The following is a 16492-nucleotide window of genomic DNA, read 5'->3' on the forward strand; positions in this document are numbered from 1 at the left end:
ACCTTGATCGACGTCAAATCGCGGATTGCGCGTGGATATGCCGTCAGGTCGTGTCGGGCTTGAGATAGCGGCTGTAGAGCCAGCCGATACCGATCAGGCTGAAGCCCAGCGCGAGGAAGGAGACGATGCGCAGCAGCCCTTCCAGGCCCGAGGCATCGAGCAGGAAGACCTTGGCGACCGCGACGAGCATCAGCAGCAGCGAGCCGATGCGCCAGGCGCGCTGGCCGCTCCTGATGCCCCAGATCAGATAGCCCACGGCGAGCGCGATCGCGGCGACCGACATCAGGATGCTTTCGTTCGGCCCGACATCGCTGTCGATGAGGATGCTCCCGCCGAACAGCTGGCGGAGCGTCGCAAGCGCGAAGAGCAGCACGACGATCATGCGCAGGATGGCTGCGGGACGCTGCAGACGGGGTTGCAGCGCCGGCGCCATGCGCTCCAGCACGGCAGGGCCTGCAAAGGCGATGCCGAACGCCGGCAGGAGCAGATTGGCGACCGGCCAGTTGCCGACGGCTTGTTCCGCCCAGAGCGGGTTATGCAGGAGGACGGTGTAGAAGAGATTGTGCGCGAGGCCGAGACCGACCAGGGCCAGGCCTTCCCGGCGCGCGGGCATGAGGCGCCAAAGGGCGATGCCGCCGGCGATCAGCAGCACTTGCCACAATGTCCGCTCGGCGAGGCCGAGATGCGCGAAGGCGGCGAAGTCGGCGATGGCGAAGAGCTGCTTGTAGAGGATGTGCAGGCCGATCAGGCCAACCACGCTCATCTGCCCGAACGCGATTTGGCCGACCTTGCCGGTCAGGCGATCCCGCATTTGCCAGAGCGCGACGACGCCGATCAGGGCCGGGCCGAGCAGATATTTGAGGGCCAGCTGCAGCGGGGAGAGCTCGCTCACCAGCACGGGATCGCCGGCGAGCGATTCCGCGCCGGCCAGCAGCCAGCGCCCGAGCGGCTCCAGCGCCCACAGGCCGGCAATGACCGCGAGCACGATCGGCGCGACACGCAGGTTGAGCGCGGGCATGCGGCGCGTAGCTTCGCTCGCGAGGAGCATGCCGGCGGCAGCGGTGATGGCGAGCCAGGGCGCCGGAAGGACCTGCGCGATCAAGCCATAGGCGAGCACGGCGGCGATGCCTTGCGCGGTCCCGCCGATCAAGGTTCCGGCAAAGCGCCAGGCGAAGAGCGCCGTGACGGCGAGCGTGGTTGCCCAGCGCAGCAGTGCATGCACGGTCCCACCGACCAAAAGCTCCATCGAGAGGCGTTTCAGCTCCATCTCGCCTGATCCCGTGCCCATGAGGGCGAGCAGCGCCATGCCCAGATAGACGAGCGAGCCGTGACGGACGCGCGCATCCTGCGCCCTTTCGCCGATCGTCAGCACGATGGCGGCGACGAGGGCGATGGAGACCGGGACCGTCCATTCGGCGAGGCCGAGTATGGCGGCGATGACCACCAGAAGCGCCGACGAGAGGACGAGCATCGCGAAGCGCAGGTCTCCCTGCCGTTCCGCCCGCATCCAGCCAAGCGCCGCACCAGCGGCGGGCAGCGCCGCGAAGCCAAGGGCGATCAGCGCGAAACGCGTGTCCACGCCGGGCGGAACCGACTGGAACTGCCAGTAGGAAACGAAGAAGCCGCCGAGCGCCGTCAGCACGATCTGCGCCGCGTCGATTACGCCGCCGTCCGCACGCCACAGCCGCCAGAGCGCACTGCCGCCGAAGATGATCACGATGCCCGCGATGACGGCGATGAACGATCCCGCGGCTGGCCCGGGCCATGTCGCGGCGAGCAGAAGGCTGGTGAGCAGCGGTACCGCGACGGTCGTCCGCAGGGCGGGCATGCGCAGGGTCAGCCAGATGAACGCGATCGAGAGCAGCGCATAGAGTCCCCAGCTCAGCATCGCGTAGCCGCCGGTCGCGACGAGCAGGGCAAGCTGCAGCGAGGCGATGACGGCCGAGACGATTTGCAGCACCGGACCGCGTCGATCGGCCGAGGCGACAATCGGCAGGCCGAGGCCGAGCATCAGGATGAGCAGGCCGACCGAGAGGCTCGACAATTGGTCCAGCCCCCCGAAAACCAGGAGGAGCGCGGTCCATCCGCCGCCGCCCGCGAGCGCGCTGACGCCGAGCCAGAACCAGCGCTGGTTGCGTGACAGGAGCGTGATTCCGCCGATGACCAGCGCGAGATAGCCCGCGAGCATTGGCACATTGGGTTCACCGCTGCTGACCATGGCCGGTGTTGCGAGGCCGCCGACGAGGCCGAGCACGGCAGTCGGTGCGCCGAAACGCAGGGCAAGGCCCATTGCGAGCGCGGTGACGGCGGTGAGGCCCGCAAAGGCCAGGCCGGGCGAGATCAGCGCATAGAGACTATGAGCGGCGAGGATCGCGGCATAGAAGCTGCCGATGCCGGCGCCCGCCAGCGCCTGCGCGATACGGGCGTCCTGGACAAGGTCGGCCTTGCGTCGCGCGACTTCCGCGCCGCCGATCAGCCCGGCGCCGAAAAGGAGACCGAGCACGACCCGCACCACGGGGGAGAGCAGGCCGGCATCGATGGAATATTTGACGAGCAGCACCGCCGCGACGACCAGGGTGATGCCGCCAGCCCAGATCGGAAGCTTGCGGCCGAAGAGATCCTCGAAGCTGATCGAGGCGCGCTTCGGCTTGGCAGGCGGCGGCGGTGGTTGGTCCGGCTCCCAGCGTGCTGCGGGCGGCGCTTCCGGCGAAGCCGTGGCAGCCTCCACGGGCGTCGATGGTTCCGGTACGGCTGCCAAGGGCGCCACGACTGGTTCCGGCACGGGCTCGGCCGATTGCACCTCGACCGGGATCTCCGGCGGCACGACGAGCGGCTGCGCCTGCGGCACGGGTGGGATCACCGGCGCATCGACGATGACGGCCGCGCGGCGCGGTTGCTCCGGTACGGCCAGCGACATGCCGCCTTCCCGGAATGTGCGCTCCAGCCGTTTCACTTTGCTGCGCAGGTCGAAAACGATCACGCCAAGGATGATCGTCACGAGAAACAGGATTTCCGTCATGCTCGCGCCCCCAATCGGGGTGCATCATAGCGTTTATAATGGGGTGGCCAAGCGCATCGGCCATTTCACGTTCGCGTCTGTCGATGCGATCGATGCCTGTGCCTAGCAATCGCCTGGCTTTGCTGGAAACTGCCGAGAGAGATGGCGCCGGGAACAGACAGGGCCGGCCCTGTCAGCCAATCAAACGGGCCGACCTTCCGGCCGCCCCGTCAGGCCGCGTGGCGATCCGTCTGGCGTGCCGTACCGGACTTGTGCGCCCGCCGCTGGCTCTCGATTTCCTGCGAGATGTTCCGAGCCACAGCGGTGATCAGCGGCACATATTGATCGAGCGCTTGTTGCACTGGCATCGCAGCCGACAGCCATGTCATGCCGAGGCTGCCGACGAGCCGGCCCCGTTCGAAAACCGGCACCGCAAGTCCGCCTGTCAGCGGGAAGTTTTCGGTGTCGCGCGTCGCATAGCCCTGTTCGCGCACCTGCTTGAGCATGCGCTTTGTGGCCCTGACGTCCTGCGCCAATTGGTCCACGGCTTTGGTGCTGTGTCGGATCACGTCCAGATAGGCTTTCTGCTCGCTCGGCGAGCAATGCGCGAGGAACGCGCGCCCGAGTGCATAGCCGACGAAACTGAGACGAAGGCCGAGAGTCGAGTGGGCAAGCGTGAGCGAGGTGTGCGGAATCGTGCTGGCGCGAACGACTATTGCATCAATGTCCGGCATCCCGAAGGCGAGCGGCCAGCCTTCGCGCCGCGTGAACTCGATCATCAGGCTTTCGGCGACATCGACGATCAGCGGCTCGTGCGGGAAACCCTCGGAGAGCGAGCGTGTGCGGCCGAGCAAGCGATAGGCGCCGTAACTCCCCGTTTGTGTGACCAGACCGCCTGCTTCCAGCGTGCGGAGCAGCCGCACCAGCGACGGCTTGGGCAATCCGGTGTCGCGATGGAGATCCTGAAGTGTGGAGAGGGGGCGCCGGTTGAGCGCCTCGATCAATGCGATCGCACGCTCGACGGACCGGACGCTTTCGCTGCTCTTCTCTCTCTCATCTTGTTTCATGAACAGATACTCTAACCCCGGTACGCGAGGCGGACCCTTTCGGAGTTCCGCTACGCGAAAATGCGCGCAAGCCAACGGTGCCGCAATCCATATAGGCCGATGTTTCGCTAGTCGGAAAGAAGCCTTCAAAGTTCAACCGCCAGCCGCCCGATTTTCGTTGCAGCGGGCGCTGTCGCGAGACGCTGATGCAGTTTTGCAACGCCACGACATAAGATAATTTAGGAAACACATTATCTCTTTTTGCAACTGTATCGAGCGGATACAGACGGCGCCCGTAGGAGAGGTGCGGGCGGTGAAACTTGCCGACATACTGGGCTATCAGCTCGACATGACGCACTGCGCGGCGCTGCGCTGCCTCAATCGCCATCTGGCGGCGGAGACGCTGCGGCCTGCCGACACGACGGCGCTGCTGCTTGCGCGCGAGCAGCCCGGCTGCGATCAGACCCTGCTCGGCCGCTTGCTCGCGGGCAACCGCTCGGTCGGCATGAAGGTCGCAAGCCGCCTGGAAACGCGGGGCCTGCTGACGCGGGGCGCGGGGCGGGACCGTCGCAGCAAGGGGCTCTTCATCACCGCACAAGGCGAGGACGCTCTCACTGCCGTGCTGCGCCGGCACGAGGCGGCCGAGCAGCTGCTGGCGAAACATCTGGACATTGGCGAGCGCGAGCAACTGCTCGGCCTGCTCGGCAAAGTGCAACGGGCTGTCGATGAGGAAGAGGCCGACCTCCGGCAAGACACCGCAAACTCGGAACCAACCGGCCAGACGTCACAGCAAACATCACATACGGCGGCGGCCTGAAGTCGATCGCCGAATATCGAAACTTGAATGGAGGGAGAACCCATGAACACCAAATTGCTCTATCTTTGCTCGTCGGCGCTTGCGCTGGCGATGCCGTCGATCGCGTGGGCACAGGCAGCGGAGCAGGCCGGCACGGCCGAGGCGGACGACAGCCAGACCGACGAGATCGTGGTCACTGCGCAGTTCCGCGCGCAGAACCTGCAGGACACGCCGATCGCCATCACCGCCGTCAACTCGGCCATGCTGGAATCGCGCAGCCAGACCGACATCAGCCAGGTCGCCAACCAGGCGCCGTCCGTGACGCTCAAGCCACAGGGCGCCGCCTTCGGTCCCTCGCTCGGCGCGAACATCCGCGGCGTCGGCCAGTTCGACTTCAACCCCGCGCTGGAGCCGGGCGTCGGCTTCTATGTCGACGACGTCTATTATGCGACGCTGACCGGCTCGATCCTCGACCTGCTCGATCTCGACCGTGTCGAGCTGCTGCGCGGCCCGCAGGGCACGCTCGCCGGCCGTAACTCGATCGGCGGCGCGGTGAAGCTCTATTCGAAGAAGCCGGAAGGCACGAACACGGGCAGCATCACGGCCGCTTATGGCAGCCGCAACCGCCTCGACCTGCGCGCCAGCGCGGACTTCAACCTCGCTCCGGGCGTCGATGTCCGCATCGCCGGCGTCGCGAAGAAGCAGGAGGGCTATGTGGACCGCCTCGACTTCGGCTGTGTCTATCCGGCCGGCGGCTCGGCGACCTTCACGCGCCCCTACACGATCAACGGCGCATCGGGCACGTTCCAGGTGAACCCGGCCGGCGGCGTCCCCGCCAAGACCAACCGCCCGGACTGCCTCATCGCGAAGGAAGGCGAAGTCGGCTACATCGCGGGACGCGCCCAGCTGCGCTTCCGTCCGACCGACACGATCGATATCAACATCATCGGCGACTATACAGAGGATGACCGCACAGCTGCCGGCTCGGTGCTGCTCCTGCGGAGCTATCCCAATGGCGAAGTGGCGAGCCCGCGCTTCCCGCTGCCGCTGATCCCGGCCACCGGATCGTCGCCGGCGCAGAACTATGCCACTGCCTCGGCGCCCGGTCGCGACATCAATCCCTATGCGGCGCCCGACGCGCTGCTGGCTTATGACAACCGCTTCGTCTGTGGCCAATATTGCAACTATGCGAGCTACGACATGCCCGCGGACGGCAATTTCCGTTCATCCTCGGGTGACGGCCGTGTCCGCTTCAGCGGCTGGGGCATCTCCGGTCAGATCGAATGGGAACTGGGCGCCAATCTGCAGCTGAACTCGATCACCGCGTTCCGCAAGTACACGTCCAACTTCTCGAACGACAATGACGTGTCGCCGATGGCGCACAGCCTCGGTTATGGTCCGCTGACCTTCCGCTTCTTCAGCCAGGAGCTGCGGCTCAACGGCTCGATCGGCGACACGATCGAGTATACGGTCGGCGGCTATTACAGCGACCAGAAGTCGGTCTACACCTCGTTCCAGGACCTGCGCTCCTCGGGCCTGCAGTTCCAGCAGAGCGATCCGGTCGATGCCGACAGCAAGGCGGCGTTCGCCCACATCTCGTGGAACCCGATCGATCCGCTGACGCTGACCGGCGGCATCCGCTATACCAAGGAATCGAAGACCTATCAGTATATCCGCCAGCGGCCGTACAATGATCCGACCTCGGTCACTGCCAATGCCGTGCTGCCGCTCAACGGCACGATCGGCCGCTACAGCGGCGAGCGCGTCGATTACCGCGCCAACGTCCAGTATGCGTTCACCGACGACGTGATGGGCTATGCGCAGTTCTCGACGGGCTTCAAGGGCGGCGGCGTCAATCCGCGTCCCTTCTTCGTCCAGCAGGCGTTGTCCTTTGGGCCGGAGACGCTGGATTCGTATGAAGTCGGCCTCAAGACCGATCTGTTCGATCGCAAGCTGCGCTTCAACGTCGCTGCTTTCTTCTCGAAGTATAAGGGCATCCAGCTTTCGCTCGGTAACTGCACGGCGATCACCGGTGCCGGCTTCGGCGCGCCTTGCGCCCTGCCGGTCAATGCCGGCGACGCCGACATCAAGGGCATCGAGGTGGAGACCACGTTCCGTCCGGTCGAGGGCATGACCATCGACGCGGCGCTGAGCTATCTGGACTTCGAGTATAAGCGCTTCGGCACCTACACCGCTGGCGCCACGACCGTCGCCGTGGGTGGCCCCACCAACCTCAACGGCCCGCAATATGGCGACTATGCGCCCTATACGCCGAAGTGGAAGTGGAGCGTGGGCGTTCAGTACGAGATTCCGCTCGGTAACGCGGGCTCGCTGACGCCGCGTGTCGATGGCTCGTATCAGAGCAAGGTCTACACGGTCTCGGCCAACCGTCCGAGCAACCGCATCGATGCCTATGGCACGGCCAATGCGCGTCTGACCTGGCGCAATGCGGACGAGGATCTCGACGTGTCGCTCGAGGTCACCAACCTGTTCGACGAATATTATCTGCTCACCCTGTACGACCAGACGGTCGGCGGTCAGGGCTATGCCAACGGCCAGCCCGGCCGTCCGCGCGAATGGGCGGTGAGCGTCAAGAAGAAGTTCTGATCCAGCTGGGAGAGCCGGGCCTTCCGGTCCGGCGCCTGCCGTCCGCCATCCGGCGGAGACCTTTCGGGAGCCGCCGCGCCAATGGGCGCGGCGGCTCTTTTTGTGGCCTCGGCATCCGCCAGAGCAAAGAAAACAAAGCGGAAATGCATTTGTTGCAAATGATATTGACTCGCATTATGCGATTCATCGCTCGTTTATAACAATGCTCAGGGACGTCATGAAATTCGCCAAAACCGCTCTCCTCGCCTGCACCATGTTCACCGCTTTCCCGGCTTGCGCTGAGGATGGAGCCGATGCGGAGACCCCGCGGAGCGACATCATCGTGACCGGCGCACGCGAGGTGAGCATGGCCGGCACGAAGACGGACACGCCGCTCATCGAGACGCCGCAGCCGGTTACGATCGTCAGTTCCGACGTCTATCTGGCGCAGGGCGCGGTCTCGATCGCCGATACGTTGCGCTATGTCGCGGGCGTGCAGGCCAATAATTACGGGCCGGACAGTCGCGTGGACGGCAGCTTCATTCGCGGCATCGATCCGCTGCAGTTCCGCGACGGCATGCGCGACCTATTCAGCTATTATGCCAGCATCCGCTCCGATCCCTATAATTTCAGCCAGATCGAAGTGGTGCGTGGGCCGGCCTCGGTGCTGTTCGGCTCGGGCTCGCTGGGCGGCCTGATCAACATGGTCTCCAAGCGGCCGCAATATGAGTTCGGTGGCGAGGTCTCGGTTCGCTACGGGTCGTTCGATCGCAAGGAGGCGCTCGCGGATATAACGGGGCCGATTACGGGCAATCTGGCGGCGCGCGTCGTTGCGCGCGTGCGCGACGCCAACAGCCAGACGGACCATGTGCCGGACGATCGCATCATGCTCGCGCCGTCGCTGAGCTGGCGGCCCGGCGCGAATACCGAGCTGACGCTGATCGGCCTCTACCAGGAGGATGACGGCGGCTCGACCGCACAGTTCCTGCCGTTGTACGGTACGCTCTATGGCAATCCCAATGGCGAGCTGCCGCACGACCGCTTCATCGGCAAGCCCGGCTGGGACCGCTATGACGGGCGGTTGCTGCAAGGCACGGCGATGCTCGACCAGCGTTTCGGCGAGGGGAAGCTCAGCCTCAAGGCGCGCTATATCGACAGCGATCTCACTTACCTGACCCATTATCCGGACAATTACTCCAATCCGACCGACCCGTTCCTCGATCCGGCCAAGCGGGTGATGGGCCTCTATGTCGATGGCAGCATTGCGCGGATGGAGATCTTTTCGACCGACAATAATTTCCAGTACCGTTTCAACACCGGTGCGCAGATCGAGCATGTGCTGCTCGCCGGCATCGATTATAGCTGGAACAAGGTGCGCAAGACCGGCGGCTTCGCGCTCGAGACGATCGACGTCTATGCTCCCGACTATGCCGCGCTCTCCGATTATGGCGGTGGGCTACCCGAGCCGACCTATTCGGCCGAGGACACCAGCCAGAACCAGACGGGCTTCTACGTGCAGGACCAGATCCGCTTGTGGGACCGGGTCTCGGTCGTGCTCGGCGCGCGGCACGACCATGTCCGCACGCAGGCGAGCGGCGGCGCTGTGGAGAGCGCCAATGCGACGACCTTCCGCGCCGGCGTCATCGGCGAGCTGGTGCCGGGCGTCTCGCCTTTCTTCAGTTACACCGAATCCTTTCAGCCGATCCCCGGCGACGGCACCGGCCGGATCTTTCGCCCGACGCGCGGCAACCAGTTCGAGGGCGGCGTCAAGTTCCACCCGGACGACGCCACCCTGCTCACGATCACCGGCTATTACATCAAGGAGAACAACCGCCTGATCGACGATCCGGCCAAGCCGCAGCAGCGCATCCAGGCAGGCAAGAGCACTTCCAAGGGGTTCGAGATCGAGGCCAGCCGGAGGCTGCCGGGCGATTACGAGCTCATCGCCAATTACAGTTACAACGAGGCCTATCTCGACGAGTTCGGCAAGCAGCTGGACAATGTGCCCAAGGTGAATGCCTCCGTCTGGGGCACCAAGAACTTCGACCTCGGCGAGGCGCGAAGCCTGCGGATCGGTGCCGGCGTGCGGCATAGCGCCGCCAACTGGTCGTTCGGCGCCGCCTTCCCGAGCGGCGTGCGCACGCCCGCCTATACGCTGGTCGATGCGCTGGTGGAGCTGAACTGGCAGCGCTGGCAGATCGCGCTCAACGCCACCAATCTGTTCGACAAGCGCTATTATTCGGCTTGTCTGGCGCGCGGCGATTGCTTCAACGGTGCGGACCGCAACATCTACGCGACGCTGAGCTACCGCTTCTGATGACCGGAAATGCCTTGATCCTGACGGCGGCGGCCGCTGCCGCCGCAAGCGTCGGCCTGCTTCGCTATGCTTGGAGTCTTGCCCGGCGCTCCATGGCGCTGAATGCGCTCGGCTGGGGCCTGCTGCTGCTCGCGCTCGTTCTGGGCGCGATGTCGGACGGGGCCTGGGGTATGGCTGTCGTTTCGGCGGTCGCGACCGCCGTCGCGATGGCGGTTCTGACCCATGCCGCGATCACGGCGCCGCCCGCCAGGGTGGCCGCCTCCAATCGCCGCGCAAATATGCTGCCCGAGGGTAAGGAGCCGAAGCGGATCGGCGAGCGGTTTCTGACATTCCTCATCGCCGTGCCGCTGGCCTTCATCGTTTCCGTGCTGATCGGCATGGCGAGCCGGATCGCGGCAGCCGGCGCGGGGCTGCACGAGGCGGACAGCAATGCGTTGATGCTGCTGATCGTCCCGCTGGTCTGGACTTTGCTGGCGACGGTGCTGCTCGTCTGGCCGGCGCGTCGGATGCAATTCGCTGTCCTGCTGTTGCCGGGGCTTGCCTGTGCGGGGCTTCTTGCGGTGAGTATCGTGCGATGAACCAGATCCTTCACAAGAGCACCGTGCAACGGGGCCTTTCCGCGCATGCAGCGCTCGGCCTGCTGGCCGGGGCGCTGGTCTATCTCGTCTGCCTCACCGGCACGCTCAGCGTCTTCTACGAGGAGTGGCAGCGGCTGGAGCAGCCGGTCGCCCCGGAAATGGCGCACATCTCGCCGGCCGCGGTGCAGGCGGGTGTCGAGGCCGTCCTGGCGAGCGAGAAGGGCAAGACGCCGACCACGCATCTCTATGTGCATATGCCCGCCGATGCTGTGCCGCGCACGACCATCACGACCGATCATGGTGCGGTGCATGTTGATGCGCGCGGCGCGGTCGTCGGGCCGGAGCAGATCGGCTGGTCCGACTTTCTGGTGCAGCTCCATTATACGCTCAACCTGCCGTCGCTGGTCGGCATCAGCATCGTGGGCGTGCTGGGCGTGATGATGCTGGCGCTGTCGGTCACGGGCGTGATCGCGCATCCTCGCATCTTCCGCGATGCCTTCCGCCTGCGCAGCCGGGACAAGGGCGGCGTGGGCCTCGCCGACTGGCACAACCGGCTCGGCGTCTGGACGCTGCCGTTCGCCATCGCCATCGCGCTTACCGGGGCGATGATCGGCCTTGCGACGCTCAATGCCTATGGCATGGCGGCAGGCTTCTACAAGGGCGACATCGAGGCGGTCTATGCCCCGATCTTCGGCGGCGAGGCGAAGCCCGATCCGGCGCCGGGCAAGGTGCCGAACGTGGCGGCGGCGCTCAGCGACATAGCGACGCGCTTTCCTCACGTGCGGCCCACTTATGTCGTGCTGCACGATCCGGGCACGAAGGGGCAGCATGTCCAGATCATCGCTGAGCATGACCGCCGGCTGATCTACGGCGACAATTATAATTACGACGCCGACGGGCGCTATCACGGGCATGCCGGGCTGTCGGACGGACATGTCGGGCAGCAGATGGCAGCCTCGACCTATAATCTGCACTTCGGCAATTTCGGAGGGCTGCCGGTCAAGATCGCCTGGTTCGTGTTCGGTCTGGCGGTGACGGTGGTGAGCGGGACGGGTGTCTCGATCTGGCTCGGCAAGCGCGAGCGGCGGGGATACGACCATCCGCGGCTGAGCGCGCTCTGGGCGGGCGTGGTCTGGGGTTTCCCGCTGGCGCTGACGGCGACCTTCCTGGCGCGGCTGGTGATCGGCAACGGCGCGCCTTTGGTGGCGATCTTCTGGGGGCTGAGCGCGACCATCGTGCTGCTGGCGCTCGTTATGGCGCGGCGGGCTCTGGTCGGCGCCTGGCTGCGACCGGCGCTGGGAGGCGGGATCCTTGCGACGATCGCGGCGGCGGCGCTGCACCTGTAGGTTTGGATCGGCAGTCCATAAATTAGGGCTGTCCGACAGCCTTCGACCCATGGCACGATCGGATCGAGCTCTTTCTCAGGTCAGAAAATCCCGTCTCGCGCCGCCAGTGGCGGTGCGGAAGAACAAGCGCGAAAGTGTGACCTTTGTGACCTTTGGCTCAAAACCGCGGTTTCAGGCCTGGCTGGTCGAGAGCTGCGATGCCGAAGTGCCGATCTGGGTGCCGCGCGTCGGATCGACGCCGGCCCAGCGGGAGCCGGGGCGCAGCGTGTCGCCGATCAGGCGGAAGGGATAGGCGAAAGTCACCTTGCTCATTTCCGGATTGGCGGCGAGCGCGCGGAAGCCGGCGAGATCGGCCTCGCGTTCGGCGGGGTCGCTGCGTTCCTGCATCTTCTTGTTCTCGACCGCGCTGGCCGAGGCGACATCCCAGAAGACGCGCAGGCGCTCCTTCGAGTAAGCGTCCAGAATGGCCTCGTCCGCCTCGCCTCGGATGACGGCGCCGAGCACGTCCGAGAGGATCATCGCGTCCCAGATGCCGCCGGTCATGCCCATGCCGCCATTTGGATTGGTGACGTGCGCGGCGTCGCCCGCGAGCAGGATGCGGCCTTCGCGCAGTGAACTCGCCGCGCGCTGGTTGAGCGCATAGGGGCTTGAGCTGTCGATCGTGTAGCTCGCGCCCTTGGGAATGATATGGTCGAACCGCTCGGGCAGGCGCTCCATGAAGGTTTCGACCGGGAGCGAGGCATCCTCCTGATAGGTGACGCGCCAGAGGCCGTCCTTGCTCAGCAAGGCGACGACCCCGCCATAGACCGGATCACAGATGAAGTTCGCCGGCTCGTAGTCATATTGGTCGAAGTCGCAGTAGATGTTGTTGGCGACGAAGCGGTTGGGCCAGGTGAAGCCGTCGAACGTGACGTTCATCAGCTTGCGCACCGTGCTGCCGCCGCCATCGGCGCCGATCAGCCATTTCGCGTGCAGTTCGCGGCGCGTGCCGTTGGTCTCGACCTCGGCAATGGCGTGTTCGTCGGTCTGACGCTGGGCGACGAGCGCGGTGTCGAACAGGACGTTGACGCCCGCGCGCTTCGCATGCTCAAGCCCGACGGCGGTGAAGAGATGCTGGCCCACATGGAGCTGCCGGTCGAGCACCGGGCCGAACATCTCGGGATATTGCAGCACGAACTTCTCGCCATAGCCCGGGACATGTACCGCCAGCGAGCGGCCGGTGACGCCGAGCGCATCCACCTCCGGCAGGATGCCGAGCTCCTGGAAGATGAGGATGCTGGTCGGCAGCAGCACGCCGTTGCGCGGCGAATTCATGATGTCCGCGCCCGCCTCGATCAGCGTGACCTTCGCGCCCGTCTGCGCCAGCGCAAGGGCGCTGAACACGCCGACAGGGCCGGCCCCGACGATCAGCACGTCGCCGCAATCTTCCATGATGTCTCTCTCCTGCACCCGGCATCGGAAACAGTCGCGCCGCGCTTGGCATGTCTGTAGCAAGGTAGCTAATGAGAGCAAAGCAGAGAGGAGCGGCCATGCGCAGTTTGAAACCGGGGGACCTGCATGCAGCTTGCACGAAGCCGTTGAGCCTCGCCGCGCACGGCTTCTTCTGGACGGGCATGGAGCGGCGCGCGACACCGGGCGGGACGGTCATCGCGGGCCAGGCCTATGTCGAATATTTCATACCGACCGCACTGACCAAGCCCTGGCCGATCCTGATGCTTCATGGCGGCGGCGGGCAGGGCACGGACTATCTCGGCACGCCGGACGGCCGCGAGGGCTGGGCCAAATATTTCGTGCGGGCGGGCTATGCCGTCTATGTGATGGACCGGCCGGGCCATGGCCGCGCGCCTTATCATCCCGATGCGCTCGGGCCGATGTCCGGCCTTGGCGCCTACGAGTTCATCAGCGCCTTCTTCACCAACCCGTCAAAGCGCCCGGAGGCCTACCCGCAGGCGCATCTTCACAATCAGTGGCCGGGTACCGGCGAGATCGGCGACCCGACGCTGGACGCCTTCATGGCGGGCACCGGTCCCTCGCAATCGGACATGGCGGCGAGCCATCTCTCCGCGCAGAAGGCGGGGGCGGAGGCGCTCGACCTGATCGGCCCGGCGATCCTCATGACGCACAGCGCGGCCGGCCCCTGCGGCTGGATGATCGCGGACGCGCGGCCGCATCTCATCAAGGCGCTGGTCGCGATCGAGCCCTATGGTCCGCCTTTTACCGGCATGCCCGGCAGCCCGCCCGAGCGCCAATTGCCCTATGGGCTGACGGCGGCACCGATCCGCTTCGATCCGCCGCTGGCCGAGGGCGAACTGCCCGTCTCGGTCGAGCGCCCCGCGCCCGCGCCCGATCTGGTCGCCTGCCGCGTCCAGGCCGAACCCGCCCGCGCGCTACCGGGGCTGCGGGGCTACCCCATCGCCGTCGTCACCGCACAGGCGAGCTGGATGGCGGCGGACAATCACGGCACCGTCGATGTCCTCCGGCAGGCCGGCGCCGATGTCGAGCATGTCCGCTTCGAGGACCATGAAGTATTCGGCAATGGCCACGCGATGATGCTGGAGAAGAACAGCGACGAGGGCGCGGCGGTGATCGAGCGGTGGATTGCTGGGAAGCTGGGGTAGGGCGAGGACCTGACCGTCAGGCCCCCACCAGCCGCACCGGCAATTCCCTCCAACCGACCGCCGCGTTGTTGATGAAGCGGCGGCCTTCGCCGGCGGGTTCGATGCGGGCGACCTGGCGGACGAGGGCGGCGAGGACGGCGTCGAATTCCATGCGCGCGAGAGCCTGGCCGAGGCAGAGGTGAATGCCAGCACCGAAGCCGAGATTGGCGCCGGTGCGGCGGATGTCGAAGCGGTCGGCATCCTCCCAGCGGGCCGGATCGCGGCCGGCGGCGGTGAGGAAGAGGGCGACGGGATCGCCCTTGCGGAACTGCACGCCCTCGATCTCGCAATCGACATTGGCAGTGCGGCCCTGCACGCGGGCGGGCGGATCGTAGCGCAGCATTTCCTCGAAGGTGCCGCGGATCAGCTTTGGGTCGGCGCGCAGCACGTCCCATTGATCGGGGAAGCGCAGGAAGGCGCCGATGGCATTGGCGATGCCGAGCACGGTCGTATCGAAACCGGCGGCGATGGTGGCGCGCAGCAGCAGCTCGGCGCGCTCCATGGAGATGACGCCATCCTTGCCGAGATCGAGGATCGCGCGGCCGAGGCCGCCGGGCCTCACCGTGTCGTAGCGCGTATTCTCCTCGATCCAGGCGAAGGCGGGGCCGGCGCGCTCGAAGCTCTCGCGGAAGATCTCGTTGATGGGCCCGACCGTGTTGAACGCAGCCTCGCCGAAATCGAGGATGAGCTCGCGGCCTTCGTCCTTGAGGCCGATCATGTCCGGGAAGACCTTGAGCACGAAGGCGGCGGCGATGTCCCGCACGGCGTCGACCGTGCCGCGCTTCAGCGCCTTCGCGACGGTCGCCTCCGCTGCCGCCGCGAAGGCATCGGCATTGCGGCTAAGAGCGACGGGGGTGAAGAACTGCATGAGCGCCTTGCGTACTTCGGTATGCTCAGGCGGGTCCTCGGTCACGAGGATCGGCGGGACCAGGCTGAAGGGATCGTCGCAGGGCTTGGCCGTGGAGGTGAAGCGGCGCCAGTCCGGCAGGATGGCGCGGACGATGGCGTGGCTGCCGGTTGCGACGAAGCCATATTGTTCCATCCAGGTGGCCGGGGCGCTCTGGCAGAGCTCGGCGTCCGCGTAAGGCAGGCGCGCGATCCACCCGGGCGAGAAGGGGTCGCCATCGCTGGCGGGCATGTGGGGCGAAGGCGTGGGCGTCGGCAGCAGCGTTTCTGGCGTACTCATTCGGCAGTCTCCGCGCGGCGGGCGGCCTCGGTGCGGAAGGCCTCCTCGATCACACGATTGCGGCGCTCGACCGGCTCGGCCATGAACGGATGCGTGATGATGTAGCGCTCGTTATGCTTGATAGCGTGGACGACGAGCTTGGCCGTCGCCTCGGACGAGAGCCAGTCGACCGCCTGATCCTGGAACTGGACCGAATCTTCGAGCTGCACATCGGCGAGGCCGCCGGCGAGCTCGGCGGGGCGATTGCGCGTGCTGTTGCCGAGATCGGTCTGGACCGGGCCGGGGCACAGGATCGAGACGCCGATCTTGCCGCCCTCCAGCGCCAAGTCCTGCGCCATCGCTTCGCTCAGGCCCACGATCGCATATTTGGTGGTGCAGTAAGCGGTCAGGCCGGGGACCGGGATCAGACCGGCCATCGAGGCGGTGTTGACGATATGGCCGCCATCGGCGTTCTCACGCAGGATCGGCAGGAAGCTCGTCACGCCGTGGATCACGCCCCAGAGATTGACGTTGAGCATCCAGCGCCAGTCGTTGAGGGTCAGGTCCTTGATCATGCCCATGGGGCCGATGCCGGCATTGTTGCAGAGCAGATGGACGGCGCCGAAGCGGGCCTTCACGGCTTGGGCGAGCGCCTCGACCTCCTCGGCTTTCGAGACGTCGGTCTGGATGGCGGTCGCGCCGATCTCGTCGGCGGTGGCCTGCAGCCGGTCGGCCTGGATGTCGGAAATGACGACCTGCATCCCCTCGGCGACCAAGGCCGCCGCGATCGACTTGCCGATGCCCGATGCGCCGCCCGTGACGACGCCGACCTTGCCGCGCAATTCCATGCTCACCTCCTCACCCGTGCCGACGCGATCTGTGGCGCGCCAATCCAAGTGTGGCCCTAGCATGGTAGCGCGCGCAAGGCTTTGCGGTCGGCGAAGTTGGGTCTGCTTGGGGCGAACGGGAGCAGAGCTTAGCCCCTCCCCTTCAGGGGAGGGGT

11 protein-coding genes are annotated in these 16492 nt (G+C 66.0%); 6 read left to right on the forward strand and 5 right to left on the reverse strand.

The features are described from left to right. Positions 1–43: 43 nt before the first annotated feature. Entirely contained in the window at positions 44–3019 is a 2976-nt protein-coding gene (locus KM135_RS01010; RefSeq protein ID WP_221712038.1) for a DUF2339 domain-containing protein, read from the reverse strand. A gap of 209 nt (positions 3020–3228) precedes the next feature. Continuing rightward, positions 3229–4065 (reverse strand): helix-turn-helix domain-containing protein, encoded by an 837-nt coding sequence (locus KM135_RS01015; protein WP_221712039.1) that lies wholly within the window; start codon positions 4063–4065, stop codon positions 3229–3231. 292 nt (positions 4066–4357) lie between these two features. Between KM135_RS01015 and KM135_RS01020 the strand changes: the two genes are divergently transcribed. From KM135_RS01020 to KM135_RS01040, 5 genes are all read left to right on the forward strand, one after another. Further along, positions 4358–4861 (forward strand): MarR family winged helix-turn-helix transcriptional regulator, encoded by a 504-nt coding sequence (locus KM135_RS01020; protein WP_221712040.1) that lies wholly within the window; start codon positions 4358–4360, stop codon positions 4859–4861. 42 nt (positions 4862–4903) lie between these two features. After that, positions 4904–7447, forward strand: coding sequence for a TonB-dependent receptor (locus KM135_RS01025; RefSeq protein ID WP_246605646.1), 2544 nt, complete (start codon positions 4904–4906; stop codon positions 7445–7447). Between the two features lie 217 nt (positions 7448–7664). Beyond that, positions 7665–9743, forward strand: coding sequence for a TonB-dependent siderophore receptor (locus tag KM135_RS01030; RefSeq protein ID WP_221712042.1), 2079 nt, complete (start codon positions 7665–7667; stop codon positions 9741–9743). Further along, positions 9743–10321: a hypothetical protein gene (locus KM135_RS01035; protein ID WP_221712043.1), complete on the forward strand. Its 579-nt coding sequence runs from the start codon at positions 9743–9745 to the stop codon at positions 10319–10321. Before KM135_RS01030 ends, KM135_RS01035 begins: the two co-directional genes overlap by 1 nt. Then, entirely contained in the window at positions 10318–11667 is a 1350-nt protein-coding gene (locus KM135_RS01040) for a PepSY-associated TM helix domain-containing protein (RefSeq protein WP_221712044.1), read from the forward strand. The genes KM135_RS01035 and KM135_RS01040 overlap by 4 nt, the downstream gene beginning before the upstream one ends. A gap of 171 nt (positions 11668–11838) precedes the next feature. Here KM135_RS01040 and KM135_RS01045 read toward each other — a convergent pair whose 3' ends face one another. Next, positions 11839–13098: an FAD-dependent oxidoreductase gene (locus tag KM135_RS01045; RefSeq protein ID WP_221712045.1), complete on the reverse strand. Its 1260-nt coding sequence runs from the start codon at positions 13096–13098 to the stop codon at positions 11839–11841. Positions 13099–13196: 98 nt separating this feature from the next. Here KM135_RS01045 and KM135_RS01050 point away from each other — a divergent pair, with 98 nt between their 5' ends. Then, positions 13197–14285, forward strand: a complete 1089-nt coding sequence (locus KM135_RS01050; RefSeq protein ID WP_221712046.1) for an alpha/beta hydrolase — start codon at positions 13197–13199, stop codon at positions 14283–14285. Between the two features lie 16 nt (positions 14286–14301). Here KM135_RS01050 and KM135_RS01055 read toward each other — a convergent pair whose 3' ends face one another. Together KM135_RS01055 and KM135_RS01060 are read right to left on the reverse strand one after the other, a co-directional pair. Further along, a complete protein-coding gene (locus tag KM135_RS01055; protein WP_221712047.1) occupies positions 14302–15510 on the reverse strand; it encodes a cytochrome P450 in 1209 nt (402 codons plus the stop codon). Continuing rightward, positions 15507–16337 carry an SDR family NAD(P)-dependent oxidoreductase gene (locus tag KM135_RS01060; protein ID WP_221712048.1) on the reverse strand — a complete coding sequence of 277 codons (831 nt, stop codon included), beginning with the start codon at positions 16335–16337 and terminating at the stop codon, positions 15507–15509. Before KM135_RS01060 ends, KM135_RS01055 begins: the two co-directional genes overlap by 4 nt. Positions 16338–16492: the final 155 nt, after the last annotated feature.

The sequence above is a fragment of the Sphingobium xanthum genome, assembly GCF_019737615.1.
In the GTDB taxonomy this organism is placed as follows: Bacteria; Pseudomonadota; Alphaproteobacteria; order Sphingomonadales; family Sphingomonadaceae; genus Sphingobium; species Sphingobium xanthum.

Coding starts and splice junctions, on each gene's coding strand:
- KM135_RS01050 (WP_221712046.1), top strand. CDS start 13,197: ATGCGCAGTTTGAAACCGGGGGACCTGCATGCAGCTTGCACGAAGCCG.
- KM135_RS01035 (WP_221712043.1), top strand. CDS start 9,743: ATGACCGGAAATGCCTTGATCCTGACGGCGGCGGCCGCTGCCGCCGCA.
- KM135_RS01060 (WP_221712048.1), bottom strand. CDS start 16,337: ATGGAATTGCGCGGCAAGGTCGGCGTCGTCACGGGCGGCGCATCGGGC.
- KM135_RS01010 (WP_221712038.1), bottom strand. CDS start 3,019: ATGACGGAAATCCTGTTTCTCGTGACGATCATCCTTGGCGTGATCGTT.
- KM135_RS01045 (WP_221712045.1), bottom strand. CDS start 13,098: ATGGAAGATTGCGGCGACGTGCTGATCGTCGGGGCCGGCCCTGTCGGC.
- KM135_RS01025 (WP_246605646.1), top strand. CDS start 4,904: ATGAACACCAAATTGCTCTATCTTTGCTCGTCGGCGCTTGCGCTGGCG.
- KM135_RS01015 (WP_221712039.1), bottom strand. CDS start 4,065: ATGAAACAAGATGAGAGAGAGAAGAGCAGCGAAAGCGTCCGGTCCGTC.
- KM135_RS01040 (WP_221712044.1), top strand. CDS start 10,318: ATGAACCAGATCCTTCACAAGAGCACCGTGCAACGGGGCCTTTCCGCG.
- KM135_RS01030 (WP_221712042.1), top strand. CDS start 7,665: ATGAAATTCGCCAAAACCGCTCTCCTCGCCTGCACCATGTTCACCGCT.
- KM135_RS01055 (WP_221712047.1), bottom strand. CDS start 15,510: ATGAGTACGCCAGAAACGCTGCTGCCGACGCCCACGCCTTCGCCCCAC.